The following is a 25,293-nucleotide window of genomic DNA, read 5'->3' on the forward strand; positions in this document are numbered from 1 at the left end:
CGGGGCGGCGTCCGCCGCCCCGGGCCCGGCGGGAGACGTCACATGCAATGCCTTGAATGCCATGCCCGGCTGGAGCGGCTCGACAGCGAACACCTGCTCGGCTGCTGCGGGCTGACCCTGCAGGAGTACGCCCTGCGCCACCACCGGCCGCTGGAGCTGCTGCTGGCCCCGGACCAGGTGGGGGCGGAGGACGATCCGGCGGCCTGGACCGGCCCCGTGGCCCCGCCCCGGGAGCATGCCCGGGCGGTGCTGCAGGGCCTGCGCTGGGCCGGCCTGTTACGCACCGAGGGCGCCTTCGCCGTGATTCCGGGCGAGGTGCGGCGCCTCGACCTGCTGTTCTGGGATCTCGCCTGGCTGCGGGATTTCGGCTTCCGTTTCCGCCAGGAGTACCACTACGAGGGGCACCGGGTGATGGCCCGCAACCGGCTCAAGGCCCCGGCCGCGAACCTGCGCCGGCCCCGGGCCGTGCAACTCTCGCCGGTGCCGCCGCCGGGTTTCCGCGACAGCCTGGCGGTCTACCTGGCCCATGCCGCCGAGCCGCAGGCGGGCTACCTGTTCCTGCCCTTCCCCGACGCCCGCGACGGCGAGTCGGTGGCCGAGACCCTGCAGCGCGCCCACGGCGTGGCGCTGGTGCGGCTGGATGCCGCCGATCACCCCGGGGGCGTGCTGCTGCGCACCCGCGCCCGCGCCGACGGCGAGCGCCTGCTGGGGCTGCTGGAGTCGCGCCTGCGGGAGATGCCCGGCGCCTGGGAGCGGTTCACCGACGCCACCCCGGAGCTCGCCGTGGCCAAGGAGCTGGTGTTCGACGCCGCCCACTTCATCACCGATCACCCGGCCAAGTGCTCCAACCTGCACGGCGGCCGCTACCGCCTGCACGTGGAGATCCACGGCCGCGTGGACCCGGTCACCGGCTGCGTGGTGGACTACGGCTACCTGAAGCGGGTGGTGACGCGGCAGGTGGTGGAGCGGTTCGATCACCACACCCTGAACTACGCCGACGGGGCGCTGGCCTGGCGCTCCAGCACCGAGCTGCTCTGCATCCACATCTGGGAGCGGCTCATCGACTACCTGCCCGGGCTGCGGGCCCTCACCCTCTACGAGACGCCCCAGTCCTGGTGCACCTACCGGGGGCCGGACCTGGCCCGGTTCCAGGCCGAGGGCGAGGCGGCGCTGCTCGGCCACTTCCGCGATCCGGCCCTGGGCCGCTCGCCGCTGCGGGCGCTGGCGGCGGAGCCGGGCGCGCGGCTGCGGGTGGTGGGGGAGGCGCTCAGCTGAGGGGCGCGCACGCGAAGCGGCGCAGGGTCGCGGGGCCGATGCGCCCGTCGTGCAGCGCGCTGGCCACCAGCGCCCCGGCCGCGCCCGCGGCCGCCAGGCGCCGCAGGTCGGCGGGGCCGCGCACGCCGCCGGCGGCGTAGAAGCGGGTGGCGGGCGAGAGGCGCCGGTAGCGGCGCAGGCGATCAAGGTCCGGTCCGCGCCCGGCGCCCACCCGGCCCAGGGTCATGAGAATCACCTCCGGCGGCCACAGGGCCGGCGCGCGGTCGAGGGGCCGGGGGCCGAGGAAGCCGCCGCCGCGCCAGTCCAGGGAGAGGATCGCGGCCCCGGTCGCGGCGGGCGGGAAGGGCAGGGCCAGGGTCTCGGAGCCGAGCACCGCCCGGCCCGGGCCGCGGTCACGGAAGCGCGCCAGCTGGGCCCGGGTGCGGAAGCCCGCGTCCACCCACAGCGCCAGCGCCGGGAAGCGGCGCCGCAGGGAGCGGAGGACGCCGTGCTGGGCCGCGCCGCCGGTGATGGCGTCGAGGTCGGCCACGTAGAGGGCCGGAAAGGGATGGAGCCGGAGCAGCGCCTCCACCACGGCCAGCGGATCGCTGCTGCCGGGGCACAGGGGGCTCTCCAGGGGCCGGTAGGCGGCCCGTTCGCCGCGGCGGGCGTGGACCACCACGCCGTGCATGAGGTCGATGACTGGGACGATTATCAAGGGACGGCTGGCCGTGCGCATTTTCGTGTTCGAGTATGTTACCGGTGGCGGGATGCTGGCTGAATACCCGCCGCCCTCCCTGGTGGACGAGGGCGACCTGATGCTGCGCGCCCTGGTGGAGGACCTGGCGGCGGTTCCGGGCGTGGAGCTGGTGGTGACCCGCGACGCCCGCCTGGAGCGTCCCCCGCCCCTGCCGGCGGAGGTGGTGTCCCTGGACGGGCCCGGCGATTTCCCCGCGGCCTGGGCCCGCTGCGTGGGGGAGGCCGACGCGGTGTGGCCGGTGGCCCCCGAGTCCGGTGGTGTCCTGGAGCGCATCGGCCGGGCGGTGCAGGCCGCCGGCCGGCTGCTGCTCGGCTGCCGCCCCGAGGCGGTCGGCGTGGCGGCCAGCAAGCTGGCCACGGTGCGCAGCCTCGCGGCCCGCGGGGTGCCGGTGGTGCCCACCCATTCGCTGGAAGGGCCATTGCCCGCCCACGACGGCTGCTGGGTGGTGAAGCCCGATGACGGCGCCGGCTGCCTGGGAACCCGCATCGTGGGCGGCGCCGCGGCGCTGGAGGCCTGGCTGGCGACGCTCACCGGGAGCGAACGGGCGCGGCTGGTGGCGCAGCCGTTCGTGCCCGGCACGCCCGCCAGCCTCTGCGTGCTCGCCCGCGACGGCGCCGCCCGGCTGTTGAGCGTCAACCTGCAGCGGGTGGCGCTGGTGAACGAGGGCTTCGCCCTGCTCGGCTGCGTGGTCAACGGCCTGGAGGAGGGCGGCGACCCGGTCTACGCCGCCCTGGCCGAGGCCGTGGCGGCGGCGCTGCCGGGCCTGTGGGGCTGCTTCGGGGTGGACCTGGTGGTGACCCCCCACGGCCCCCGGGTGCTGGAGGTGAACCCGCGCCTGACCACCTCCTACGCCGGGCTGCACCGGGCGCTGGGGGAGAACCCGGCGGCGCTGGTGCTGGACCTGCTGGATCCCGGCCGGGCCCTGCCCCGGTCCGCCCGCGGCGGCACGCGGGTGGACGTGGACCTGGAGTATCCCTGTGTCGCCTGAGGCCGCGGTGCTGGGCTGGGACCTGGGCGGGGCGCACCTGAAGGTGGTGCGCTGGAGCAACGCCCGCGGCGTGGAGGGCGCCCTGCAGCTGCCCTGTCCCCTGTGGCGGGGGGAGCCGCACCTGGAGGCGGCGGTCGCCGAGGCGCTGGAGCGCCTGGGGGCGGGGGTGGCGCTGCATGCCCTGACCATGACCGGCGAGCTGGTGGACCTCTACCCCGGGCGGGCCGAGGGGGTGCGCCGGCTGGTGGCGCTGATGGCCGGGCGCCTGCCGACGGAGTCGCTGCGGGTCTATGCCGGCCCGGAGGGCTTCCTCGCCCCCGCCGCCGCCGTGGTGCGCACCCGCCTGGTGGCCTCGGCCAACTGGCACGCCAGCGCCGCGCTGGCGGCCCGGCGGCTGCCGGCCGGGCTGCTCGTCGACGTGGGCAGCACCACCTCGGACCTGCTGCCCTTCGCCGGGGGAGCGGTCCTGGCCCGCGGCTACACCGACCATGAGCGGCAGGCCCGCGGCGAGCTGATCTACGCCGGGGTGGCGCGCACCCCGGTGATGGCCCTGTGCCGGGAGGCGCCGGTGGGCGGGGAGTGGACGGGGCTGGCGGCCGAGCACTTCGCCACCACCGCCGATGTCTACCGCCTCACCGGCGAGCTGCCCGAGGGCGCCGACCAGCATCCGGCCGCCGACGGCGGCGACAAGAGCCGCGCCGGCAGCCGCCGGCGGCTGGCGCGGATGGTGGGGCTGGACGGGGAGGATGCCGGTGCGGAGGCCTGGGACGGGCTCGCCGCCTACCTGCGCGGCCGCCAGCTGGACCGGCTGGAGCAGGCCTGCGGACGGCTGCTCTCCCGCGGCGAACTGGCGCCCGACGCGCCCCTGGTGGGCGCCGGCACGGGGCGCTTCCTGGTGCGGCGCCTGGCCGGGCGGCTGGAGCGGCCGTGGGTGGATTTCGAGACCCTGCTGCCGCTGGGCGGCGCGGGCGCGGCGGCCTCCGACTGCGCCCCGGCCGCGGCGGTGGCGGTGCTGGCGACCCTGGAGGCGGCATGAGCGAACAGTGCGGCAGGGTCCAGGAGCTGGACTACCACCCGGACAGCGGCGCGCTGTTCGAGGCCCTGGCCGATCGTCCCTGGTCGGTGTTCCTGGACAGCGGCCGTCCCGGCTGCGAGGGGGGCCGCTACGACATCCTGGCCGCCGATCCCATGGCCACCCTGGTGACCCGGGGCGGGGTCACCGAGGTGCGCGGCCCCGACGGCGTGGCGCTGCTGCCCGACGATCCCTTCGACCTGCTGCGCCGGCTGCTCGGCCCGCGCGGCGGGACGCCCGCCGGGCTGCCCTTCGCCGGCGGCGCCATCGGCTGGTTCGGCTACGACCTGGCGCGGCGCCTGGAACGCTTGCCGGTCCGGACCCTGGACGACGAGGGGCTGCCGGAGATGGCCGTGGGCCTCTACGACTGGGCCCTGGTGGTGGACCACGCCGAGCGGCGCAGCTGGCTGGCGGGGCAGGGGCGCGACCCGGCCACCGCCCGGCGCTGGCCGGAACTGGCGGCGCTCCTGGGCCGCCCGCGCCCGGGGCCGTCCCGCGCGCCCTTCCGGGTGCGGGCGCCGGTGGCCTCGAACCTGGAACCGGCGGACTACCGCGCCGCCTTCGAGCGCATCCAGCGCTACATCCGCGCCGGCGACTGCTACCAGGTGAACTTCGCCCAGCGCTTCTCCGCCCCGGTGGCGGGGGACCCCTGGAGCGCCTACCGGCGCCTGCGGCGCATCAACCCGGCCCCCTTCGCCGCCTACCTGAACACCCCCCACGCCCGGGTGCTCAGCGCCTCCCCCGAGCGCTTTCTGGAGGTGCGCGACGGCGCGGTGGAGACCCGGCCCATCAAGGGGACCCGCCCGCGCGGGGCGGACGCAGCCGGGGACGCGGCGCTGGCCGCGGAGTTGGCGGCGAGCCCCAAGGACCGGGCGGAGAACCTGATGATCGTGGACCTCCTGCGCAACGACCTGGGCCGGAACTGCGCGCTCGGCAGCGTCCGGGTCCCGGCGCTGTTCGAGGTGGAGCGCTACGCCACCGTGCACCACCTGGTGAGCACCGTCACCGGCCGCCTGGCCCCGGGCCGGGACGCGCTGGCGCTGCTGCGGGGCTGCTTTCCCGGCGGCTCCATCACCGGCGCCCCCAAGCTGCGCGCCATGGAGATCATCGAGGAGCTGGAGACCCACCGGCGCGGCATCTACTGCGGCGCCATCGGCTACCTCGGCTTCGACGGCGCCATGGACACCAATATCGTCATCCGCACCCTGGTGCAGGCGCGCGGCCGGGTCAGCTTCTGGGCCGGGGGCGGCATCGTCGCCGACTCGGAGGCCGAGGCCGAGTACCGGGAGACCTTCCACAAGGCCGCGGCCCTGCTGCGGCTGCTGGAGGGCGCGGAGCTGCGCGATGTGGGTCGTTAAGCTGGGCGGCAGCCTGGCGGCTGGCGGGGCGCTGCCGGCCTGGCTGGAGGCGATCACCGCCGCCGCCGCGCCGTTGGTGGTGGTGCCCGGCGGCGGCCCCTTCGCCGACGCCGTGCGCGCCGCCCAGGCCCGCTGGGGGTTCGGCGACGCCGACGCCCACCACCTGGCGCTGCTGGCCATGGAGCAGTACGGGCGCATGCTCTGCGCCCTGGCCCCGGAATTGGTGCCGGCCGACACCCCGGAAACCCTGCACGCCGCCCGCGCCGCGGGGCGCAGGGCCGTGTGGCTGCCGGCGGCCATGGCCCTCGCCGACCCGGACATTCCCCGGGACTGGTCGGTGACCTCCGACGCCCTGGCCGCCTGGCTCGCCGGCAGGCTGGGCGCCCGGGGGCTGGCGCTGGTGAAGTCGGCGCCCCTGCCGGAGAGCGGCAGCCGCCCCCTGGCCGGGCTCTGTGCCGAGGGCCTGGTGGACCCCCGCCTGGAGGGCTACGCCCGCGCCGCCGGCGTGCCGGTGCGGCTCCTGGGCCCGGACGCCCGCGCGGCGCTGCCGCGGGTGCTGGCGGGCGATGCGGGCGCGGGGCTGGAGGGCACCTGGAGCTGACGGAGGCGCAGCCTTTACAGCCACGACGGAAGGGGTTTATGTTCGGCGACAGGGCCAGGGAGAGGACCCGTCGTGGCAATACCGGCATACCCACCTGATATTCCGACAGCCTCCATCCGGCGGGCTGTGGTCACATCCTATGCCGCGGCGCAAGCCGTGCTCCCTGCTCGTCCGTGCTTGAAGGCACATTGGCGGGTCAGTCCCAGCCGGAGACCGATCCGGCGGGTATGGCCATCGGTGACTTTTCGCTGCGACGCTGTCATGCGGGATGTTTCCCGTGGGTCAACCTGGCGTTGCGCCTGGAACGCAGCAGTAAATATGAGGCTGATTGTTTTTTCTTTGATCGCACTGGTGTGCGTGATGCCGGTGTGGGCCGGGGAGCGCGCGGACCGGAGCGGCACCCCCGACCCCGCCGGGTTGCCGGTGGTCGTCCGCGCGGTCGAGGTCGGGAACCTGCCGCCTCACGGGTCCCTGGAGTTCCAGTGGCGAGGCTATCCGTTCCGTGTCGTCAGACGGACCGGCCAGGATCTGGAGCGGCTGAGGAGGAGCCCCGCAACCGAGGCGGGCTCCGAGGGCGGGGCGCCGCATGCAATCATGACTTCCCTCGGGTGCCATGAATGCATCAAGCCGGACGGCTATGCGCAGAGCCTCCACCGCTCACCGGATCCGGAATACTTCGTCATGCTCAGCGTGGGACCGCACTACGGCTGCTACATAAGCTACTTCCCCCCGGGCGATGACAACCGTTGGCCGAACGGAGAGCGGGTGGAACTCGGTCAGGGCTGGACGGGAGGTTTCTACGATCCCTGCCACGACATCCGCTACGATCTCGCCGGCAGGCCCTTCCCGAATTCCCTCTCCGGGCGTAATCTTTTCGTGCCCCGCTACCGGATTACCGGGGCAGGCCTGTTGATCATGGGGGAGTGAAAACGCGGCCCGGCCTTCCGGGAAGGCGGATGCGCGGGATAGACGGGCAATCGCGGTTCGAGGGCCGGAGCCGGGCGATGGACAGGGAGGTCGAGGTAATGAAGGAAGCACCGGAGCACACCCCCTACTCCTGGATTGTCGGGGGCTACCTGATGGTGAACGGGCTCTACGGACTGGCGCTGGCGGTGTGGCTGGTTGTCCAGCAACCGGAGATTCCCAACCGGATTGCGTTCGGCCTCGTCAACGTCGTCATCCCCTGCGTCGCGGCGATCATCGGGCACTTCGTTCTCATCCAGGTGCCGGGAGCCCTGCGCTGGAGTGGGTACTATTTCATGGCGGCCCTGCCCATCGCCGGTGTCGGCACCTGGCAGTACGCCTTCACCCATGGGCTGAGTCTCGGTTTGAAGCTGGAGCTGTCAGGGGTGTTGCTGGGGGTGAACCTGCTGCCGCTGCTCGGTCTCTGGCTGCTCCTGGAACACGGGAAGGCGGTGGTGGGGACCGGCCGCACGCTGGCGGGGCCGGAACTGCAAATGCCGGGGAGTGGCGCCGAGTCGGAACGGTAGGTTGCCCGCGCTCCGCCCCGCGTCATGGCCCCGGGGGCGAACGGGGCGCCCCGGCTCAGCCGGTGCGGCAGCTCCGGTAGAGGGCCATCACCGATTTCAGCTCACTGATCACCGCGCGGCGCTCGGCGGCGCTGAGGGTGGCGGTGCAGCCGTAGGCCTCGCCCCGTTCCAGCCGCTCGATGATGCCGTGCACCGCCCGGCAGCCCTCGTGGGCCAGCTGCTCCACGCAGCGGTCGACCCGGGACGGGTCCACCGTGGGGGCGAAGGGGTGGCGGGCGGGTGTCGCCATGTCCGGGTTCAGGCCGTGGCGGCCTCGGCCCGCCCGGCGGCGCGGGCGGCGGCCCGGCCGCGGGCGAAGGCCTGCTCGTTGGCGGTGACCAGCTTCGGCTTGCGGGCGCGGAAGCGGGCCACGATCTGCTCCTCCAGCACCTCGGCGGGGAAGGGCAGGTGGTCGGCGATGGCGCCCAGCATGACGGTGTTCACCAGGCGCAGATCGCCGAGCTCCAGGGCGATGGCGCCGGCGTCGAAGGCGTAGACGTTCACCCCGGCCTCGCGCATGGCGCCGATGGGGTCCTCGGGATAGTCGTAGAGGCCCAGCGACACTACCGGCGGCTCCAGGCGCAGGGTGTTGACCATGGCCACGCCCTCGGGGCGCAGGTGGTCGGACCAGCGCATGGCCTCGGCGGCCTCGAAGCCCACCAGGATGTCGGCGGTGCCGGTCACGATCTTGGGCGAGAGCACCTTCGGCCCGAAGCGCACGTGGGAGCTCACCACGCCGCCGCGCTGGGCCATGCCGGCCACCTCGGTCTTCTTCACGTCGAAGCCCTGGACGATGGCGGTCTGGGCGAGGATCTCGGCGGCGGTCATGACACCCTGGCCGCCGATGCCCACCACCAGGATGTTGGTCACGTCTTTGTCGGTCACGGCTCGGCTCACTGGAACTTCACGGAATGGGTCGGGGCGGCGTGGACGATGGCGTCGGGCGCGCAGGTCTCCACGCACAGGTTGCAGCCGGTGCAGGCGGCGGTTTCGATGCGCACGAAGGCGAGGTCCACCTCCTTGCCGCTCGGCTTCACCGCCTTGTCGCGGCGGGTGACGAAGATGGCCGGGCAGCCCACGTCGAGGCAGTTGCCGCAGCCGGTGCAGGCCTCGTCCACCACCTTGTAGGGCTGGTGCTTCTCGTAGTCGTCGATGAGCACGCAGGGCTGGTTGGTGATGATCACCGAGGGCTCTTCGATTTTGGTCTCCTGGCGTAGCACCTTGAACAGGGTGGGCAGCTCGTAGGGGTCCACCACGTGGGTGCGCTCGGGCTTGACGCCCAGGGCCTGCACCAGCTTCACGAAGTCCACCCGCGGGGCCTCCTCGCCGTGGATGTCGCGCCCGGTGCCGGCGTGGTCCTGGCCGCCGGTCATGCCCACGGCGCGGTTGTCCAGCAGCAGCACGGTGACGTTGCCGCGGTTGTAGGTGATGTCCAGCAGCCCCTGCATGCCCATGTGCAGGAAGGTGGAGTCGCCGATGACGGCCACCACCGCCTTCTTTCCGTCGGTGGCGCCGCGGCCCTTGTCCATGCCCAGCGCCACGCCCATGGAGGCGCCCATGGAGATGGTGGTGTCGAGCGCGTTCCAGGGATGGCCGGCGCCGAGGGTGTAGCAGCCGATGTCGCCGGAGATGATGACGTTGCGCAGCCGCGAGAGGGTGAAGTAGGGGCCGAGATGGGGGCAGGCCACGCACATGGTGGGCGGGCGCGGGAACAGGCTCTGCCGCCGGTGGCCGACCGGTGCCTCCCAGGGCTCGCCGAGCAGGGGCTTCACCGCCGGCAGGAGCACGTCGGGACCCATCTCGCCCATCCGCGGCAGGATGTCCTTGCCGTGGCAGTCGATGCCGGCGGCCTTGAGCTCCTGCTCCAGCAGCGGCTCGCCCTCCTCCACCACCACCAGCCGCTCCACGGTGCCGGCGAAGGCCCGGATGCGCCCGATGGGGGCGGGGCAGCTGAAGCCCAGCTTGAACAGCGGGGCGTCGGGGAAGGCCTCCTGCACGTGCATGGCGGCCGGGCCGGAGGTCAGGAAGCCCACCCGCCGGTCGCCGCCTTCCACGATCCGGTTCAGCGCGCTGGCCTCGGCGAATTCGCGTAGTTTGCCGTCGCGCTCGAACATCCACGGGATGCGCGCCCGCGCCGCGGCCGGGGTGAGCACCCAGCGGGCGGGATCCTTCTCGAAGCCCGCGGGCTCGTGGGTCTCGCGCTCGCCCACGGTCACCATCGCCTTGACGTGGCAGACCCGGGTGGTCATGCGCACGATGACCGGGCTGTTCAGCTCCTCGGAGAGGGCGAAGGCGCCCTTGACCATCTCGTAGGCCTCCTGGGAGTCGGCCGGCTCCAGGATCGGCATGTGGCCGAAGCGGCCCCAGTAGCGGGAGTCCTGCTCGTTCTGGGAGGAGGAGAGGCCCACGTCGTCGGTGACCACGATGACCAGGCCGCCCACCACGCCGGCCAGCGTCTGGGTCATGAAGGCGTCGGAGGCGACGTTCATGCCCACGTGCTTCATGGCGCAGAAGGCGCGCGCGCCCATGATGGAGGCGCCGATGGCCACCTCGATGGAGACCTTCTCGTTCACCGCCCATTCGGAGTAGACGTCCGGGTAGAGGGCGATGTTCTCGAGGATCTCGGTGGAGGGGGTGCCGGGATAGGCGGCGGCGACCTTGACGCCGGCCTCCCACACCGCGCGGGCGACGGCCTCGTTGCCGGAGAGCAGGTGACGGGTCTCGGCGACCGCCTGGACGACAGCGTTCATGGTCATACCTCTGTTAACCGGCCAGGCGGCGGCACACGACCCCGCGCCCGTCCGTGGGAGGGTGACCGCGCTCCTGTGTCCGAGTCTGAATTTCGAACGAAAAATAATACCCCAGAAGTTGAGGAAAAGGCGAAGCCTTTGTGCGTTGCGGCAGGGCGGCGCGCCGCCGTCAGCGGTTGCGGAACGCCGGCTTGCGCTTCCCGGCGAAGGCGGCCATGCCCTCGGCGCAGTCGGCGGTGGCGAAGGCCGCCTCGAACAGCCGGCGCTCGAAGCGCAGCCCCTCCTGCAGGGTGGTCTCATCGGCCACCTTCACCGCCTCCTTCGCCATGAAGACCGCCGGGCGGGAGAGTTCGGCGATGCGCCCGGCCACCGCCAGCGCCTCATCCAGCAGCCGTTCCACCGGCAGCACGCGGCTCACCAGCCCGACCCGCTCGGCCTCGGCGGCGTCCATCAGCCGCCCGGTGAGGCACATCTCCATGGCCTTCGACTTGCCCACCAGGCGGGTCAGGCGCTGGGTGCCGCCGGCGCCCGGCAGGGCGCCGATCTTCACCTCCGGCTGGCCGAACTTCGCCGTCTCCGCGGCGAGGATGAAGTCGCAGGCCATGGCCAGTTCGCAGCCGCCGCCCAGCGCGTAGCCCGCCACCGCGGCGATGACCGGCTTGCGGCACTGCTCCAGCGTGACCCACACCTCCTGGTGGCTGTTGGGGAAGTCGCCCAGGAACAGGTCAACGAACGGCCGGCCCTGCATCTCCTTGATGTCCGCCCCGGCGGCGAACACTTCATCGCCGCCGGTGAGCACCACCGCCCCCACCCCGTCGTCGGCCGCGAACGCCCGCACGGCCGCGCTCACCTCCCGCAGCAGCCCGTCGCAGAGCGCGTTCATCGCCTCCGGCCGGTCCAGGGTCACCAGCCCCACCGCCCCGCGGGTCTCCACCCGGATATGCTCGTAGCTCATGGTTCTCTGTCCTTTGTTGTTGAATAGACAGGATTTACAGGATGGACAGGATTTATATTGTCCGCAGATTACGCCGATTACGCAGATAGTGTGGTTACATGGAGGCTGGCCGAAGCCGGCGCGATTGCATGCGCCAGTACCCGGCGGGCAGGACGCCGGCCCGGCAAGTAAAAAATCTGCGTAATCTGCGTAATCTGCGTAATCTGCGGATAAACAGTCCTTTCGTCCCAATCCTGTCTATTGATCCTTCCCCTGCTGCTCCCGCAGCCGGTAGAGGGGTTCGACGTCCTCGGCGGTTATGCGGGGGCGATCGGGCTCGGGTTCGGTCAGGGCCTCGGTCTCGCGCATGGTCCCGAGACTGCGCACGGAGAGGCGCTGGTAGCAGGCGGTGCCCTCGCGCTTCCAGGCGATCTCCTCGTCGGTCAGCTCGCGCAGGATGCGCCCCGGCACGCCGGCCACCAGGCTGCGGGGCGGGATCTCCAGGTTGGCCTTCACGAAGGCCATGGCGGCGATGATGCTCGACTCGCCGATGGTCACGTTGTCCATGATCACCGCGTTCATGCCCACCATGGCGTTGGCGCCCACCCGGCAGCCGTGCAGCACCGCGCCGTGGCCGATGTGGCCGTCGGGCTCCACCACCGTGTCGGTACCGGGAAAACCGTGCATGACGCAGGTGTCCTGCAGGTTGGCCCCCGCCTCCAGGATGATGCGCCCGAAGTCCCCGCGCAGCGACGCGCACGGCCCGATGTAACACCCGGCCCCCACGATCACGTCCCCGATCAGCACCGCGCTCGGGTGCACGAAGGCCTCCGGGTGCACCACCGGCACGATACCGTCAATGGCGTAGACCTTGGGCATTCGGATAGCTCCTTTCAAAGACGGAATGGACAGGATTTACAGGATGGACAGGATTGGGACAAAAAGACTGTTTATCCGCAGATTACGCAGATTACGCAGATTTTGTTTCCCGGGTCGGCGTCCTGCACGGCGGGTACTGGCGAATGCGATCGCGCCGGCTTCGGCCAGCCTCCATGTAACCACACTATCTGCGTAATCGGCGTAATCTGCGGATAATATAAATCCTGTCCATCCTGTCCATCCTGTCCATCCTGTCCATCCTGTCCATCCTGTCCATTACCGTCTTCAGACATGCCGCCGGGACTGCACCACACGGAAGCGCTTCGCGACGAAGGCGCTGTCGGTGAGGCAGGCGTTGGCGGCGGGGTTGGCGCCGGTGGCGTGGTAGTCGCTGAAGGCGGCGGACTGGTTGACGAAGACGCCGTCGGTGAGGTTCACCGACAGGGCCACGCCCACCTCCATGGCCAGCGCCTCGGCGGCGGCGAGCACGGCGTCGTCGGTGCTGTAGACCGCCAGGGTGATGGCGCCGTGCTCGCGCACCGTGGCGCGCACCCGCTCGATGCTCTCGGCGGTGGAGTCGGTGGCCACCAGGAAGGCGATGGGGCCGAACAGCTCCCGGCCGTAGGTGGGCGCCTCGCGGGCGTCCACCCGCAGGATGGCCGGCGAGCGCATGCGCGCCGCGGGGAAGCGGGGATGCTCGCGCACCTCGGGCGCCAGCACCACCTCGCCCAGCTCCGCGGCCCGGTCCGTCCGCTCGGCGGTGGCCTCGCACTGGATGGCGCCCAGCACCTCCGCCGCCCGCTCCGGATCGGAGAGGAATTTCCGCACCCCCCCGGCGATGGCGCCGGCCACCTCGTCGAAGGTCAGCCGCCCCTCCCCGGCGGGGATGCCGTCGCGGGGGATGAAGATGTTCTGGGCGGTGGTGCACATCTGGCCCGAGTAGAGGGAGAGGGTGAAGGCGAGGTTGCGGGCGACCGCCTTCATGTCCGCGACGCTGTCGATGACGATGCAGTTCACCCCCGCTTTCTCGGTGTAGACATCCGCCTGCCTGGCGTTCTCCTCCAGCCAGTCGCCGAACCGGCTGGAGCCGGTGAAGTCGATGATTTTCACCTCCGGGCGCAGGGCCAGCTCCGCCGCCGCGCGCTGCTCGCCGACGGTCTCCGCGGCCAGGGCGACCAGGTTGGGCTCGAAGCCGGCCTCGGCGAGCACCTCGCGGGCCACCTCCACGGTGATGGCCGCGGGCAGGATGGCGCCCGAGTGGGGCTTCATGACCACGGCGTTGCCGGTCACCAGGCTGGCGAACAGCCCGGGGTAGCTGTTCCAGGTGGGAAAGGTGGAACAGCCGATGACCAGGCCGACGCCGCGGGGCACCAGGTGGTAGGTCTTGGCCATGGCGATGGGTTCGGCCTTGCCCTGGGGCTTGGTCCACAGCGCCGTCTCCGGCACCCGCTTCATCTCCTCGTAGGCGTAGGCCAGCGCCTCCAGGCCCCGATCCTGGGCGTGGGGGCCGCCGGCCTGGAAGGCCATCACGAAGCCCTGGCCGGTGGTGTGCATCACGGCATGGGCGAGCTCGAAGCTGCGCCGGTTGAGCCGGTGGAGGATCTCCAGGCACACCCCCGCGCGGACGTCCGGCCCGGCCTCGCGCCAGGCGGGCATGGCCGCCTGCATGGCCGGCAGGAGCGCCGCCGGGTCCACCTGCGGGTAGGTGATGCCGAGCGCCATGCCGTAGGGGGAGGTCTCGGCGCCCGCCTGGCCCACGGTGCCGGGCTGGTCGATGGGGAAGGGGCGGTTGAGCCGCGCCTCGAAGGCCGCCTGGCCATCGGCGTTGGCGGTCTCGCCGTAGATGCGGCCGCTCGGCGCCTCGGGATAGGCGCTCCAGTACTCCCGGGTGCGGATGGCCCGCAGCGCCTGTTCCAGGGTCTCGCGGTGACGGGCGAATAAATCGGTGCTCATGTGCTCCTCCGGTTGTCCTATAACTGTTCGAGCCACTCCGCGGCCCAGGCCAGCGCCTCCTCGTCGGGCAGGGGCTGGGTACAGGCGTCGATCTCGAGCCGCTCGCCCACCTTGCCGGCGCCGAGCTCGCCGAACAGCCGGTCCATCAGCTTGCCGGCGTTGCAGAAGGTATCGGTGTAGGTCTGGTCGCCGAGGGCGATGACGCCGTAGCGGATGTGGGAGAGATCCGGCCGGCTCTCCTGCAGTCCCTCGTAGAGGGGGATGATGTTGTCCGGCAGCTCGCCCGAGCCGTGGGTGGAGGTGCAGATGAGCACGATCTCCCGGGACTCCAGCGCCGCGCTGTCCGGATCGGGGTCGGCGATCACCTCGACCGTGTGCCCCTGGCGGCCCAGCTCGTCCTCGAGGCACTCGGCCACCATCTGGGCGTTGCCGGACTCGGTGCCTACCAGTATCGCGATAGTCGTCATAGCCTGTCGGACCGATTCTCGTGTTGGAACCTGGCGGGCATGGGCCTTCGCGGCCGTTTCACGGACTCCGGAGCGGGCCGTGGGCAGCCGCTTTGTGATACCGGACTCCTAGTCATCCGCCGAATTTTGTGTTAGTAAAGATACAACAACTTTTCTGATACTGGAAGGTGGAAGGCGCAAATCAATCTGTATCCCTTTGGGAAGGATTGGGACGGCCTCCGAAACAGCAGGCAACCGTTCACGGGAGTGTCAGATGGACGACAAGGCATTGATCGCCCACGTGGGGGCGGGTGGCAAGGTGGGCGCCGAAGAGACGCTGCCGCCGGGGTACCGGGGCGAGCTGATGCGGCTCATGGTGGTGTTCGTGGACTCCGAGCTGGCCGGAGCCAGCGGCTTCGTGGGGCAGGTCAACCGGGGGCCGGGGCTCAAGGAGCGGATGGTGGCGGCGCGCATCGTCAGCGAGAAGTTCGGCCATGCCGAGCGGGTGCTGACGCTGCTGACCCCCTTCGGGGTCAATCCGCGGCTCTATGTCCGCTCCCACGCCTGGGATGCCCGCCTGGACCGCGAGGCGGACCTGGGCGTGCGCCGCGTCGGCGGCGACAAGCGGTTGAACGTGTTCCACTATCCGCTGGAGGGGTGGAACGACGCGCTGGTCATGAACATGCTCATGGGCACCGCCTCCGCCGCCCAGCTGCGGGAGCTGCGGGAGTGCAGCTACGGGCCGCTCGCGGAGGCCATGGGCGCCATCGTTCCGCAGGAGTCCCGCCACGCCCAGCTGGGCGAGAACGGGCTGCGCGAGGCGCTGGAGCGCGGTACCTCGGTGAACGGCGTCCAGTCCCTGGTGGACTACTGGTACCCGCGGGTGGCCGACACCTTCGGGCGCACCGATTCCGACCGCTTCGATCTCTACCGCCGCTACGGCCTGCGCCGCCACAGCAACGCCGGGCTGCTGGCGGCCTGGGAGGGGGAGATCGGGGACCGCCTGGGGCGGCTGGGGCTGACGGTGCCCGGCGACGCCGGGCCGGCCCAATAACCCTACCCGTAAAAAGGCTTACAGTAAAATATTTGAATCATTAAATTGTGTGTCATATCCTCCGGGGTCATGTCGACCCGGATCAGCCCGCGTGGAAACATTGCCTGCCATGAGTGACGAAGGCGAAAACCGCTTCGAGGACATCCACGTCGGCCCTCCCGAGGCGGGGGTGCTGGAGGTGACGCTGGCGCGGCCCGAGGTGCGCAACGCCCTGCGCACCCGGACGCTGGCGGAGCTGGCGGCCGTGCTGGAAGCGGCGGCGGCCGATGACGCCGTCCGGGTGGTGCTGATCGGGGGCGACGAGCGGGCCTTCGCCGCGGGGGCGGACGTGCGGGAGATGGCGGCCCTGGATGCAGTCGGCGCGCTGCTCGACGAGCGTCCCCGTCACTGGAAGGCCATCCGCGAGTTCCCCAAGCCGCTGGTGGCGGCGGTGCGCGGCTACGCGCTGGGCGGCGGCTGCGAGCTGATGATGCACGCCGACATCGTCGTGGCGGGGGCGGGGGCGCGGCTGGGCCAGCCGGAGATCAACCTCGGCGTCATCCCGGGCGCCGGCGGCACCCAGCGCCTGACCCGGGCGGTGGGCAAGGCGCTGGCGATGAAGCTGGTGCTGGGCGGCGAGATGCTGGGCGCCGCGGAGGCGCAGGCGGCGGGGCTGGTGAGCGAGGTGGTGGCCGACGCCGAGGTGCCGGAACGGGCCCGCGCGCTGGCGCGGAAGGTGGCGGAGAAGTCGCCGCTGGCGCTGCGGCTGGCCAAGGAGGCGGTGCTGGCGGCCTGGGAGACGCCGCTCTCCACCGGGCTCGACCTGGAGCGGCGGGCGTTCTGCCTGCTGGCGGCCAGCGACGACCGGCGCGAGGGCATCGCGGCCTTCCTGGAGAAGCGCGCTCCCGCGTTCAGCGGCCGCTGAACCCGCCCCGCCCACACCATCAAACACAAACGAACGGACAGCCGGACACACCATGGACTACGAAACCATCGACTACGCCGTTGCCGGGGGGGTGGCGCGCATCACCCTCAACCGGCCGGAGCGGCTCAACAGCTTCAACACCCGCATGCACGAGGAGTTGCGCGACGCCCTGGCGGCGGTGCGCGCGGACGACTCGGTGCGGGTGCTGCTCATCACCGGCGCCGGGCGCGGCTTCTGCGCCGGCCAGGACCTCTCCGACCGGGCCGTGGCGCCCGGGTCGGAGGCGCCGGACCTGGGCGCGTCCATCGAGCGCAACTACAACCCCCTCATCCGCGGCCTGCGCGACCTGGAGCTGCCGGTGGTGTGCGCGGTGAACGGGGTGGCGGCGGGCGCCGGCGCCAACCTGGCGCTGGCCTGCGACCTGGTGCTGGCGGCGCGTTCGGCGAGCTTCATCCAGGCCTTCTGCCGGATCGGCCTGATCCCCGACTCAGGCGGCACCTGGTTCCTGCCGCGGCGGGTGGGGGCGGCGCGGGCGGCGGGCCTGGCGCTGCTGGGCGACAAGCTGAGCGCCGAGCAGGCGGAGTCCTGGGGGCTCATCTGGCGCTGCGTGGATGACGCGGCGCTGGAGAGCGAGACGGAGGCGCTGTGCGGCCACCTGGCGCAGCAGCCCACCCGGGGCCTGGCCCTCGTCAAGCGGGCCCTGCAGGCATCCTGGTCCAACGACCTGGACGCCCAGCTCGATCTCGAGCGGGATCTGCAGCGGGAGGCGGGCGGCACGGCCGACTACCGCGAGGGGGTCGCGGCCTTCCTGGAGAAGCGCCCGCCGCGCTTCGCGGGGCGCTGAGATGGCGATCCCGACCGGAGCACTGCCGCCGGAGGCGGTCATCGGGGTGGCGGGGGCCGGCACCATGGGCGCGGGCATCGCCCAGGTGGCGGCTGCGGCTGGCCACCCGGTGCGGCTGTTCGACGCCCGCGAGGGGGCCGCGGAGGAGGGCATCGACCGCCTGCGCCGGGGGCTGGATCGCCAGGTGGCGCGGGGGAGGATGACGGCGGATGACCGCGACGCCCTGCTCGGGCGCATCACCGCCGTGGGCCGCCTGGAGCTGCTGGCGCCCTGCGCGCTGGTGGTGGAGGCCATCGTCGAGGACCTGGAGGTCAAGCGCGGGCTGCTGCGGGAGCTGGAGGGTATCTGCGCGGCGGAGACGATTCTCGCCAGCAACACCTCCTCGCTCTCCATCACCGCGCTGGCCGCCGGGCTCGACCACCCGGAGCGGGTGGTGGGGATGCACTTCTTCAACCCGGTGCCGGTGATGCGGCTGGTGGAGGTGGTGCGGGGGCTGGCAACCGATCCCGCCGCGGCCGGGTGCGTGCGCGCCACCGCCGCGGGCTGGGGCAAGGACGCGGTGGCGGTGAAATCCACGCCCGGCTTCATCGTCAACCGGGTGGCGCGGCCCTTCTACGCCGAGGCGCTGCGGGTGCTGGAGGAGGGCGGCGGCGCGCCGGAGACCCTCGACGCCCTGCTGCGCGAGGCCGGCGGCTTCCGCATGGGCCCCTTCGAGCTGATGGATCTCATCGGCCACGACGTCAATTTCGCGGTGACCGGCTCGGTCTATGCCGCCTACTACCAGGATCCGCGCTTCCTGCCCTCGCTGATCCAGCAGGAGCTGGTGGCCGGCGGCTTCCTGGGCCGTAAGAGCGGGCGCGGGTTCTACGACTACGCCGAGGGGGCGGTGCGGCCGGAGCCGGCCACCCTGGCGCCGGGGCCGCGCCCGGAGAGCGTCACCGTGCACGGCGACCCCGGCCCGGCGGCGGGCCTGGTACAGCGGCTGGAGTCCGCCGGCCTGCGGCTGCGGCGCACCGGGTCGGCCGGCGCCGGCTGGCTGGAGGTGGACGGCGTGGCCGTGGCGCTCACCGACGGGCGCATGGCCACCCAGCGGGCGGTCGCCGAGGGTCGCCCGGCCCTGGTGCTGTTCGACCTGGCGCTGGACTACGGCCGGGCCACGCGCATCGGCATCGCGACCGCGGACCAGGCCGACCCGGCGGCGCAGGCGCGGGCGGCCGGGCTGTTCCAGGCGGCGGGGCTCGCGGTGAGCGGGCTGGACGACGTGCCCGGGCTCATCGTGGCGCGTACGGTGGCGATGCTGGCCAACGAGGCGGCGGACACGGTGAACCAGGGGGTGGCGGACGCCGCGGGTGTGGACGCGGCCATGGGCGGCGGGGTCAACTATCCCCGCGGCCCGCTGGCGTGGTGCGACGCCCTGGGCGCGGACTGGGTGGTGCGGGTGCTGGAGCACCTGGGGGCCACCTACGGACTGGATCGCTACCGGGTCTCGCCGCTGCTGCGGCGCAAGGTCTGGAGCAGGGGGAGCTTTCATGGACAACAGTGAGATCAGGGAGCAGCACGACGCCCAGCAGCTGGCCGAGGCGTGCCGGGAGGCGATGTACCGCGACGACTACACCGCCCAGGCCATGGGAATCAGCATCGAGCGGGTGGGGCCGGGCTACGCCCTGGGCCGGATGGAGGTGCGCAAGGACATGGTGAACAGCCACCGCATCTGCCATGGCGGCATGACCTTCGCCCTGGCCGACACCCTGTTCGCCTACGCCTGCAACGCCTACAACCGGGCCACCGTCGCCTCCGGCTGCAGCATCGAGTACCTGGCCCCGGCGTTCCTGGGCGACATCCTCACCGCCGAGGCGGTGGAGCGCTCCCTCAGCGGCCGCACCGGGGTCTACGACATCACCGTCTCGCGCCAGAACGGCGAGGTGGTGGCCCTGTTCCGGGGCAAGTCCTACCGCATCCGCGGCGAGGTGATCGGCGCCGCGACCGCGCCGGAAACGATGGCGGACTGAATATGGCCGGGCGTTGTCGGCCACAGGGGGCGCAGGGGATGGGTGTGGCGGACCGCCCGGGCCGGGCGGCGCATCACCGTGCCCCGTCAGCACGGTCTGAACAGGCATGACGATGGCCGGCGGGAAACCCGGCCCGAGGACAGGAGCGATGATCGAAGCCTATATCTGCGACGCCATCCGCACGCCCATCGGCCGCTACGGCGGCGCGCTCGCGGCCGTGCGGCCCGACGACCTGGGCGCGGTGGTGATCCGGGCGCTGATGGAGCGCAACCCCGGGGTGGACTGGTCGGCGGTGGAGGATGTGCTGTTCGGCTGCGCCAACCAGGCCGGCGAGGACAACCGCAACGTGGCGCGCATGTCGGCGCTGCTGGCGGGGCTGCCGGTGGAGGTGCCGGGGAGCACGATCAACCGGCTGTGCGGCTCGGGCATGGATGCGGTGGGCTCCGCCGCGCGGGCCATCCGCGCCGGCGAGGCGGACCTGCTCATCGCCGGGGGCGTGGAGAGCATGTCGCGGGCGCCGTTCGTGATGGGCAAGGCCGAGCGCGCCTTCTCGCGCCAGGCGGCGATCCACGACACCACCATCGGCTGGCGGTTCGTGAACCCGCTCATGCGCGAGCTCCACGGGGTGGATTCCATGCCCGAGACGGCCGAGAACGTGGCCGGGGAGTTCGGCATCGGCCGCGCCGACCAGGACGCCTTCGCGCTGCGCAGCCAGCAGCGGACGGCCGCGGCCCGGGATGCGGGAGTGCTGGCCCAGGAGATCGTGCCGGTGACCATTCCCCAGCGCCGGGGCGAGCCGCGGGTGGTGACGGAGGACGAGCACCCGCGCCCGGAGACCACCCTTGAGACCCTCGCCCGGCTCAAGGGCGTGGTCAGGCCCGAGGGCACGGTGACCGCGGGCAACGCCTCGGGGGTCAACGACGGCGCCTGCGCGCTGCTGCTGGCCTCGCCCGCCGCCGTGGAGCGCCACGGCCTGACGCCGCGGGCGCGGGTGCTGGGCATGGCCGCGGCGGGCGTTGCGCCGCGCATCATGGGCGTGGGCCCGGCGCCGGCCAGCCGGCGGCTGCTGCAGCGGCTGGGGCTGGAGATCGGGCAGATGGACGTCATCGAGCTGAACGAGGCGTTCGCGGCCCAGGCGCTGGCGGTGCTGCGGGAGCTCGGGCTGCCGGACGACGCCGCGCAGGTGAATCCCAACGGCGGCGCCATCGCCCTGGGCCATCCGCTGGGGATGAGCGGGGCGCGGCTGCTGACCACCGCGCTCTACCAGCTGGAGCGCAGCGGCGGACGCTACGCCCTGTGCACCATGTGCATCGGGGTGGGGCAGGGCATTGCCACTGTCATCGAACGGTTGTAAAAAGGACCGTTTAGCCGCATAGCCACGAAAATGATGCCGAAAAGATATGACCAAGGGGGAAGCGCCGTGAAACTCGATGCGCCACTGCGGGGAGATCTCGACCCGATTGAAACCGCCAGCCGCGACGAGCTGGTCGCGCTGCAGATCGAGCGGCTGCGCTGGTCGCTCAACCACGCCTACCAGAACGTGGCCCACTACCGGCGCAAGTTCGACGCGGCGGGCGTCCACCCCCACGACCTGAATGAGCTGGCGGACCTGGCGAAGTTTCCCTTCACCACCAAGCAGGACCTGCGCGAGAACTATCCCTTCGGGATGTTCGCCGTGCCCATGAGCGAGGTGGTGCGCGTGCACGCCTCCTCGGGCACCACCGGCAAGCCCACCGTGGTGGGCTACACCCAGGGCGACATCGACATGTGGGCGGACATGATGGCGCGCTCCATCCGCGCCGCCGGCGGCCACCGCAACGACAAGGTGCACGTCTCCTACGGCTACGGCCTGTTCACCGGCGGCCTGGGGGCCCATTACGGCGCCGAGCGCCTGGGCTGCACCGTGATTCCCATGTCCGGCGGCCAGACCGAGAAGCAGGTGCAGCTGATCCAGGACTTCGAGCCGGACATCATCATGGTCACCCCCTCCTACATGCTCAACATCGCCGACGAGTTCGAGCGCCAGGGCATCGACCCGCGCAACTGCTCGCTGCGCATCGGCATCTTCGGCGCCGAGCCCTGGACCGACTCCATGCGCCTGGAAATCGAGGAGCGGTTCGGCATCGACGCCATCGACATCTACGGCCTGTCGGAGGTGATCGGCCCCGGCGTGGCCAACGAGTGCATCGAGACCAAGGACGGGCCCCACATCTGGGAGGACCACTTCTTCCCCGAGATCATCAATCCCGAGACCGGTGAGGTGGTGCCCGAGGGCGAGGAGGGCGAGCTGGTCTTCACCTCGCTCACCAAGGAGGCGATGCCGGTCATCCGCTACCGCACCCGGGACATCACCCGGCTGCTGCCCGGCTCCGCGCGCACCATGCGCCGCATGGGCAAGATCACCGGCCGCTCCGACGACATGCTCATCATCCGCGGCGTCAACGTCTTCCCGAGCCAGATCGAGGAGCAGATCCTGCGGGTGGCGGGTCTCTCGCCCCACTACGTGCTGGAGGTCTACCGCGAGCGGCACCTGGACAGCATCGACGTGCTGGTGGAGATGCGCGCCGAGCAGTCCGGCGCCTCCGAGGCCACCAAGTCCCAGGCGGCGAAGGAGCTGCAGCACCACATCAAGTCCTACATCGGCATCACCACCAACGTGCGGGTGGTGGAGACGGGCGCCATCGAACGCTCCCAGGGCAAGGCCAGGCGCGTCATCGACAAGCGGCCGAAGTCCTGACCGGGTCTGTCCCCGCCCACGGCCCGCCACCTGGCGGGCCGTTCTTTTTCAGGGCGGCGCGGGCAGGGTGGCGAACACGCCCCGCAGCCCCTCGCTCCACAGCCGGCGCAGGGTCTGGAAGTAGGGATCGTCCTCGGCGATGCGCAGCCGGCGATCCACCCGAACGGCGTTGTGCCGGTAGCAGAGCAGGTCGATGGGCGGCCCCACCGAGATGTTGCTGCGGATGGTGGAGTCGAAGGAGATGAGGACGCACTTGACCGCGTCGTCCAGCGGGGTCTCGCGGGTGATGACCCGGTCCAGGATCGGCTTGCCGTACTTGCTCTCGCCGATCTGGAAGTAGGGGGTGTCGAGGGTGGCCTCGATGAAGTTGCCCTGGGAGTAGACGTTGAACAGCCGCGGCGCCTCGCCGGCAATCTGTCCGCCCACCAGGAACGAGGCGCCGTAGTCGATGTTGTACTGGGCCAGCACCTGGCCGTCGCGGCCCTGCATCTCGCGCAGCGCACCGCCCACCAGCAGGGCGGCGTCGTAGAGGCTCTCCACCTCCATCAGGTTGGGCGACTGGTCATGGATCCGGCGCTCCAGCAGCTCCATCACCCCCTGGGTGATGGCGAGATTGCCGGAGCTGAGGATCACGATGACCCGGTCGCCCGGGCGCTCGAACACCTTCATCTTGCTGAAGCTGGAGACGTAGTCCACGCCCGCGTTGGTACGCGAGTCGGACGCGAACACCATGCCCTGATCCAGTATCAGGGCGACGCAGTAGGTCATGGTTCCGGGGCTCCCCCTGCTCTGTGCCGGATGCGGCCGCGCTCAGGCCGACTGGGCCTGGACCTGCGCCTGCGGCAGGAACCAGGTGGTGGCGATTTCGCCGTGCAGATCCCCGAAGATCAGCTGCAGGGCATCGATGTAGGTGTGCAGATCGTCCTGCCGGAGGCTGCCCACGTCCGCCTCCTGGAGCTGGCGCTTGATGCGGCCGATGAGGCGCAGTGCGCTGTCGCTGCGCGGCAGCGGCGCGATGCTCGCCTCCACCGCCTCCATGCAGTGGTAGACCGCGCGCGGGAACTCGTCGCTCTGGAACAGGAAGCGCAGCACGTCGGGGCGGGTGACGCGCAACTGCCGGCTGCGGCGGTACATCTGGTAGGCGGTCAGGGATTTCAGCACGCTCACCCACTGGATGGTCTCGAAGGGCCGCAGCTCCGATTCGCCCGGCAGCAGGTCGGCGGAGCGCACGTCGATGATGCGGGTGGTCATGTCGGCGCGCTCCAGGTTGCGGCCGATGCGCAGGAAGTGGTAGCCCTGGTCGTGGTTCATGGTGCCGGCCAGCATGCCGGTCAGCCCCTGGCAGCCGTGGATGACGCTCTTCAGGTAGGCGTAGCGCCCGCCCTTGGTGAGCCCCTGCTGGAGGCTCGCGCGGGTGCCGAGCACCAGGGCGTTGAGCTGCTCCCAGGACTCCCGCGGAATGATGTCGCGGATGGCGCGGGCGTTCTCCCGGGCCTGGCGCAGGTAGCTGATGATGGAACAGGCGCTGTCCTCGTCGCCGAGCAGGAACTTCACCACCTGGCGCTCGCCGTAGCTCTTGTAGCGGGCCTCGAACAGCTCGGTGGAGCCGGTGATCCAGATGAGCGGCTCCCAGCCGGGCGCCACGCCCCGGGGCAGATCCAGCAGCAGGTTGGCGTTCACCATCACCACCCGCGCGGTGTTCTCGGCCCGCTCCACGTAACGGGCCATCCAGTAGATGTTCTCAGCCACTCTCGAGAGCATGGTCACTCCTCCCCCTGGGGGACGATCCAGGTATCCTTGCTGCCGCCGCCCTGGGAGGAGTTCACCACCAGGGAGCCCCTGCGCAGGGCGACGCGGGTCAGGCCGCCGGTGGTCACGTACTGCCGGTCGGCGCTGAGGATGAAGGGCCGCAGGTCCACGTGGCGCGGTTCCACCTGGCTGTCCACCACGGTGGGCACCGTCGAGAGCCGCAGAGTGGGCTGGGCGATGTAGTTGCGCGGATCCTTGCGCAGCTGCACGGCGAAGGCCTCGCGCTCCTTCTGGGTGGAGGCGGGCCCGACGATCATGCCGTAGCCGCCCGACTCGTTGGCGGGCTTGACCACCAGCGTGTCCAGGTTGGTCAGCACGTGCTTCAGCACCTCCGGCTCCATGCAGCGCAGGGTCGGCACGTTGGGGATGACGGGATCCTGGTCCAGGTAGTAGCGGATGAGCTCGGGCACGTAGGAGTAGACCACCTTGTCGTCGGCCACGCCCGCGCCGGGGGCGTTGGCCAGCCCCACGTTGCCCGCCTTCCAGGCCCGCAGCAGCCCCGGCACGCCGAGCATGGAGTCGGGCCGGAACGCCTCCGGGTCGAGGAACAGGTCGTCGACGCGGCGGTAGATGACGTCCACCCGGGCCGGGCCGTCGACGGTGCGCATGTAGACGCAGTCGTCGTCGTCCACGAACAGGTCCCGTCCCTCCACCAGCTCGCAGCCCATCTGCTGGGCCAGGTAGGCGTGCTCGAAGTAGGCGGAGTTGTAGATGCCCGGGGTGAGCACCACCACCTCGGGATAGTCCGCCGGGCGCGGCGAGAGGGTGGCCAGGGTGTCGAACAGCTGGCTCGGGTAGTCGTCCACCGGCAGCGGCGCATAGTCCTCGAACAGCTCCGGGAAGACGCGCTTGGTCACCAGCCGGTTCTCCAGCATGTAGGAGACCCCCGAGGGGACCCGCAGGTTGTCCTCCAGCACGTAGAAGGTCCCGTCGGCGTCGCGCACCAGGTCGGAGCCGCAGATGTGGGCCCACACCCCGTAGGGCGGATCGACGCCCACGCACTGGGGCCGGAAGTTGCTGGAGCTCTTCAGCACCGCCTCGGGGAAGACCCCGTCCCGCACCACCTTCTGCTCGTGGTAGAGATCGTCGATGAACAGGTTCAGGGCGGTGACCCGCTGCTTCAGTCCCTCCTCCACCCGGCGCCACTCGGATTCCGGGATGATGCGGGGGATGATGTCGAAGGGCCAGGCCCGGTCGATGGCGCCGCCGCTCTCGTCGCAGTAGACGGTGAAGGTGATGCCCATCTCGGTGATGGCGAGATCGGCCGCCGCCTGGCGCGCGGTCAGCTCGGCGGCGTCCATCTGCGCCAGGTGCCGGGCCAGGTGCCGGGCGGAGCGCCGGGGTCCGCCGCGCGGTCCGATGATCTCGTCGTAGAACCCTTCGCTGCGGTACTGCTTCCAGTCGATCGGCAT

25 protein-coding genes are annotated in these 25,293 nt (G+C 71.6%); 14 read left to right on the top strand and 11 right to left on the bottom strand.

Annotated elements, in window-relative coordinates:
- The first annotated feature begins 42 nt into the window (after positions 1-42).
- Entirely contained in the window at positions 43-1,275 is a 1,233-nt protein-coding gene (locus tag DFQ59_RS11415; RefSeq protein ID WP_114279839.1) for a 6-pyruvoyl trahydropterin synthase family protein, read from the top strand.
- Here the strand turns inward: DFQ59_RS11415 and DFQ59_RS11420 are convergent.
- Positions 1,268-1,972: a HisA/HisF-related TIM barrel protein gene (locus DFQ59_RS11420; RefSeq protein WP_211314908.1), complete on the bottom strand. Its 705-nt coding sequence runs from the start codon at positions 1,970-1,972 to the stop codon at positions 1,268-1,270. The genes DFQ59_RS11415 and DFQ59_RS11420 overlap by 8 nt on opposite strands.
- Between DFQ59_RS11420 and DFQ59_RS11425 the strand changes: the two genes are divergently transcribed.
- The 6 genes from DFQ59_RS11425 to DFQ59_RS11450 all read left to right on the top strand — a co-directional run bounded on the left by DFQ59_RS11425 (position 1,953) and on the right by DFQ59_RS11450 (position 7,523).
- The gene (locus DFQ59_RS11425) at positions 1,953-3,002 is read left to right on the top strand and encodes an ATP-grasp domain-containing protein (RefSeq protein WP_211314909.1); all 1,050 of its coding nucleotides are present in this window, start codon (positions 1,953-1,955) and stop codon (positions 3,000-3,002) included. The genes DFQ59_RS11420 and DFQ59_RS11425 overlap by 20 nt on opposite strands.
- Positions 2,992-4,038 carry a hydantoinase/oxoprolinase family protein gene (locus tag DFQ59_RS11430; RefSeq protein WP_211314910.1) on the top strand — a complete coding sequence of 349 codons (1,047 nt, stop codon included), beginning with the start codon at positions 2,992-2,994 and terminating at the stop codon, positions 4,036-4,038. Before DFQ59_RS11425 ends, DFQ59_RS11430 begins: the two co-directional genes overlap by 11 nt.
- Positions 4,035-5,432 carry an aminodeoxychorismate synthase component I gene (gene pabB / locus DFQ59_RS11435; RefSeq protein ID WP_114279842.1) on the top strand — a complete coding sequence of 466 codons (1,398 nt, stop codon included), beginning with the start codon at positions 4,035-4,037 and terminating at the stop codon, positions 5,430-5,432. The genes DFQ59_RS11430 and pabB overlap by 4 nt, the downstream gene beginning before the upstream one ends.
- Complete coding sequence (locus DFQ59_RS11440; RefSeq protein ID WP_114279843.1) at positions 5,419-6,033, top strand: amino acid kinase family protein; 615 nt, start codon at positions 5,419-5,421, stop codon at positions 6,031-6,033. Before pabB ends, DFQ59_RS11440 begins: the two co-directional genes overlap by 14 nt.
- Before the next feature lie 318 nt (positions 6,034-6,351).
- Positions 6,352-6,960 carry a Rieske (2Fe-2S) protein gene (locus DFQ59_RS11445; RefSeq protein WP_114279844.1) on the top strand — a complete coding sequence of 203 codons (609 nt, stop codon included), beginning with the start codon at positions 6,352-6,354 and terminating at the stop codon, positions 6,958-6,960.
- Between the two features lie 98 nt (positions 6,961-7,058).
- Positions 7,059-7,523, top strand: coding sequence for a hypothetical protein (locus DFQ59_RS11450; RefSeq protein ID WP_147275240.1), 465 nt, complete (start codon positions 7,059-7,061; stop codon positions 7,521-7,523).
- A 55-nt stretch (positions 7,524-7,578) separates the two neighbouring features.
- Here DFQ59_RS11450 and DFQ59_RS11455 read toward each other — a convergent pair whose 3' ends face one another.
- The 7 genes from DFQ59_RS11455 to DFQ59_RS11485 form a co-directional block, all read right to left on the bottom strand.
- Positions 7,579-7,812, bottom strand: a complete 234-nt coding sequence (locus tag DFQ59_RS11455) for a hypothetical protein (RefSeq protein ID WP_114279846.1) — start codon at positions 7,810-7,812, stop codon at positions 7,579-7,581.
- Positions 7,813-7,820: 8 nt separating this feature from the next.
- Entirely contained in the window at positions 7,821-8,447 is a 627-nt protein-coding gene (locus tag DFQ59_RS11460) for an indolepyruvate oxidoreductase subunit beta (protein ID WP_114279847.1), read from the bottom strand.
- Positions 8,448-8,455: 8 nt separating this feature from the next.
- Complete coding sequence (locus DFQ59_RS11465) at positions 8,456-10,312, bottom strand: thiamine pyrophosphate-dependent enzyme (RefSeq protein WP_114279979.1); 1,857 nt, start codon at positions 10,310-10,312, stop codon at positions 8,456-8,458.
- Between the two features lie 169 nt (positions 10,313-10,481).
- A complete protein-coding gene (locus DFQ59_RS11470; protein WP_114279848.1) occupies positions 10,482-11,267 on the bottom strand; it encodes an enoyl-CoA hydratase in 786 nt (261 codons plus the stop codon).
- A 237-nt stretch (positions 11,268-11,504) separates the two neighbouring features.
- Positions 11,505-12,125, bottom strand: coding sequence for a phenylacetic acid degradation protein PaaY (locus DFQ59_RS11475; protein ID WP_114279849.1), 621 nt, complete (start codon positions 12,123-12,125; stop codon positions 11,505-11,507).
- A 285-nt stretch (positions 12,126-12,410) separates the two neighbouring features.
- On the bottom strand, positions 12,411-14,078 hold the full coding sequence (gene paaN, locus DFQ59_RS11480) for a phenylacetic acid degradation protein PaaN (protein ID WP_114279850.1): 1,668 nt from the start codon (positions 14,076-14,078) through the stop codon (positions 12,411-12,413).
- A 17-nt stretch (positions 14,079-14,095) separates the two neighbouring features.
- Entirely contained in the window at positions 14,096-14,545 is a 450-nt protein-coding gene (locus DFQ59_RS11485) for a flavodoxin domain-containing protein (protein ID WP_114279851.1), read from the bottom strand.
- A 253-nt stretch (positions 14,546-14,798) separates the two neighbouring features.
- On the opposite strand from DFQ59_RS11485, the gene DFQ59_RS11490 reads away from it, so the two are divergent.
- The 7 genes from DFQ59_RS11490 (at position 14,799) to paaK (ending at position 22,072) form a co-directional block, all read left to right on the top strand.
- The gene (locus DFQ59_RS11490; protein WP_114279852.1) at positions 14,799-15,578 is read left to right on the top strand and encodes a Phenylacetic acid catabolic protein; all 780 of its coding nucleotides are present in this window, start codon (positions 14,799-14,801) and stop codon (positions 15,576-15,578) included.
- 109 nt (positions 15,579-15,687) lie between these two features.
- Positions 15,688-16,482 (top strand): enoyl-CoA hydratase-related protein, encoded by a 795-nt coding sequence (locus DFQ59_RS11495; RefSeq protein WP_114279853.1) that lies wholly within the window; start codon positions 15,688-15,690, stop codon positions 16,480-16,482.
- Between the two features lie 52 nt (positions 16,483-16,534).
- The gene (paaG, locus tag DFQ59_RS11500; protein ID WP_114279854.1) at positions 16,535-17,326 is read left to right on the top strand and encodes a 2-(1,2-epoxy-1,2-dihydrophenyl)acetyl-CoA isomerase PaaG; all 792 of its coding nucleotides are present in this window, start codon (positions 16,535-16,537) and stop codon (positions 17,324-17,326) included.
- A gap of 1 nt (position 17,327) precedes the next feature.
- Positions 17,328-18,869 carry a 3-hydroxyacyl-CoA dehydrogenase PaaH gene (gene paaH, locus DFQ59_RS11505; RefSeq protein ID WP_114279855.1) on the top strand — a complete coding sequence of 514 codons (1,542 nt, stop codon included), beginning with the start codon at positions 17,328-17,330 and terminating at the stop codon, positions 18,867-18,869.
- A complete protein-coding gene (gene paaI, locus DFQ59_RS11510) occupies positions 18,856-19,335 on the top strand; it encodes a hydroxyphenylacetyl-CoA thioesterase PaaI (protein WP_114279856.1) in 480 nt (159 codons plus the stop codon). Before paaH ends, paaI begins: the two co-directional genes overlap by 14 nt.
- Before the next feature lie 148 nt (positions 19,336-19,483).
- The gene (gene pcaF / locus DFQ59_RS11515) at positions 19,484-20,689 is read left to right on the top strand and encodes a 3-oxoadipyl-CoA thiolase (RefSeq protein ID WP_114279857.1); all 1,206 of its coding nucleotides are present in this window, start codon (positions 19,484-19,486) and stop codon (positions 20,687-20,689) included.
- A 66-nt stretch (positions 20,690-20,755) separates the two neighbouring features.
- On the top strand, positions 20,756-22,072 hold the full coding sequence (gene paaK, locus DFQ59_RS11520) for a phenylacetate--CoA ligase PaaK (protein WP_245937263.1): 1,317 nt from the start codon (positions 20,756-20,758) through the stop codon (positions 22,070-22,072).
- Between the two features lie 48 nt (positions 22,073-22,120).
- Here paaK and DFQ59_RS11525 read toward each other — a convergent pair whose 3' ends face one another.
- Genes DFQ59_RS11525 through DFQ59_RS11535 form a run of 3 tightly spaced genes read right to left on the bottom strand, consistent with a single transcriptional unit; the run spans position 22,121 to position 25,293 of the window.
- Complete coding sequence (locus DFQ59_RS11525; RefSeq protein ID WP_114279858.1) at positions 22,121-22,840, bottom strand: proteasome-type protease; 720 nt, start codon at positions 22,838-22,840, stop codon at positions 22,121-22,123.
- A 42-nt stretch (positions 22,841-22,882) separates the two neighbouring features.
- Positions 22,883-23,833, bottom strand: coding sequence for an alpha-E domain-containing protein (locus DFQ59_RS11530; protein ID WP_114279859.1), 951 nt, complete (start codon positions 23,831-23,833; stop codon positions 22,883-22,885).
- Positions 23,834-23,835: 2 nt separating this feature from the next.
- On the bottom strand, positions 23,836-25,293 hold the full coding sequence (locus DFQ59_RS11535) for a circularly permuted type 2 ATP-grasp protein (RefSeq protein ID WP_114279860.1): 1,458 nt from the start codon (positions 25,291-25,293) through the stop codon (positions 23,836-23,838).

It is taken from the genome of Thioalbus denitrificans (assembly GCF_003337735.1).
GTDB lineage: Bacteria > Pseudomonadota > Gammaproteobacteria > DSM-26407 > DSM-26407 > Thioalbus > Thioalbus denitrificans.

What these genes read in the sequence shown, in the direction of transcription:
- DFQ59_RS11475 (WP_114279849.1), bottom strand. Translation starts at nt 12,125, where the DNA reads ATGCCCAAGGTCTACGCCATTGACGGTATCGTGCCGGTGGTGCACCCG.
- DFQ59_RS11465 (WP_114279979.1), bottom strand. Translation starts at nt 10,312, where the DNA reads ATGAACGCTGTCGTCCAGGCGGTCGCCGAGACCCGTCACCTGCTCTCC.
- DFQ59_RS11525 (WP_114279858.1), bottom strand. Translation starts at nt 22,840, where the DNA reads ATGACCTACTGCGTCGCCCTGATACTGGATCAGGGCATGGTGTTCGCG.
- pcaF (WP_114279857.1), top strand. Translation starts at nt 19,484, where the DNA reads ATGATCGAAGCCTATATCTGCGACGCCATCCGCACGCCCATCGGCCGC.
- pabB (WP_114279842.1), top strand. Translation starts at nt 4,035, where the DNA reads ATGAGCGAACAGTGCGGCAGGGTCCAGGAGCTGGACTACCACCCGGAC.
- DFQ59_RS11490 (WP_114279852.1), top strand. Translation starts at nt 14,799, where the DNA reads ATGGACGACAAGGCATTGATCGCCCACGTGGGGGCGGGTGGCAAGGTG.
- DFQ59_RS11495 (WP_114279853.1), top strand. Translation starts at nt 15,688, where the DNA reads ATGAGTGACGAAGGCGAAAACCGCTTCGAGGACATCCACGTCGGCCCT.
- paaN (WP_114279850.1), bottom strand. Translation starts at nt 14,078, where the DNA reads ATGAGCACCGATTTATTCGCCCGTCACCGCGAGACCCTGGAACAGGCG.
- DFQ59_RS11445 (WP_114279844.1), top strand. Translation starts at nt 6,352, where the DNA reads ATGAGGCTGATTGTTTTTTCTTTGATCGCACTGGTGTGCGTGATGCCG.
- paaH (WP_114279855.1), top strand. Translation starts at nt 17,328, where the DNA reads ATGGCGATCCCGACCGGAGCACTGCCGCCGGAGGCGGTCATCGGGGTG.
- DFQ59_RS11440 (WP_114279843.1), top strand. Translation starts at nt 5,419, where the DNA reads ATGTGGGTCGTTAAGCTGGGCGGCAGCCTGGCGGCTGGCGGGGCGCTG.
- DFQ59_RS11470 (WP_114279848.1), bottom strand. Translation starts at nt 11,267, where the DNA reads ATGAGCTACGAGCATATCCGGGTGGAGACCCGCGGGGCGGTGGGGCTG.
- DFQ59_RS11425 (WP_211314909.1), top strand. Translation starts at nt 1,953, where the DNA reads ATGACTGGGACGATTATCAAGGGACGGCTGGCCGTGCGCATTTTCGTG.
- DFQ59_RS11485 (WP_114279851.1), bottom strand. Translation starts at nt 14,545, where the DNA reads ATGACGACTATCGCGATACTGGTAGGCACCGAGTCCGGCAACGCCCAG.
- DFQ59_RS11450 (WP_147275240.1), top strand. Translation starts at nt 7,059, where the DNA reads ATGAAGGAAGCACCGGAGCACACCCCCTACTCCTGGATTGTCGGGGGC.
- DFQ59_RS11455 (WP_114279846.1), bottom strand. Translation starts at nt 7,812, where the DNA reads ATGGCGACACCCGCCCGCCACCCCTTCGCCCCCACGGTGGACCCGTCC.
- paaG (WP_114279854.1), top strand. Translation starts at nt 16,535, where the DNA reads ATGGACTACGAAACCATCGACTACGCCGTTGCCGGGGGGGTGGCGCGC.
- paaI (WP_114279856.1), top strand. Translation starts at nt 18,856, where the DNA reads ATGGACAACAGTGAGATCAGGGAGCAGCACGACGCCCAGCAGCTGGCC.
- DFQ59_RS11535 (WP_114279860.1), bottom strand. Translation starts at nt 25,293, where the DNA reads ATGCCGATCGACTGGAAGCAGTACCGCAGCGAAGGGTTCTACGACGAG.
- DFQ59_RS11415 (WP_114279839.1), top strand. Translation starts at nt 43, where the DNA reads ATGCAATGCCTTGAATGCCATGCCCGGCTGGAGCGGCTCGACAGCGAA.
- DFQ59_RS11530 (WP_114279859.1), bottom strand. Translation starts at nt 23,833, where the DNA reads ATGCTCTCGAGAGTGGCTGAGAACATCTACTGGATGGCCCGTTACGTG.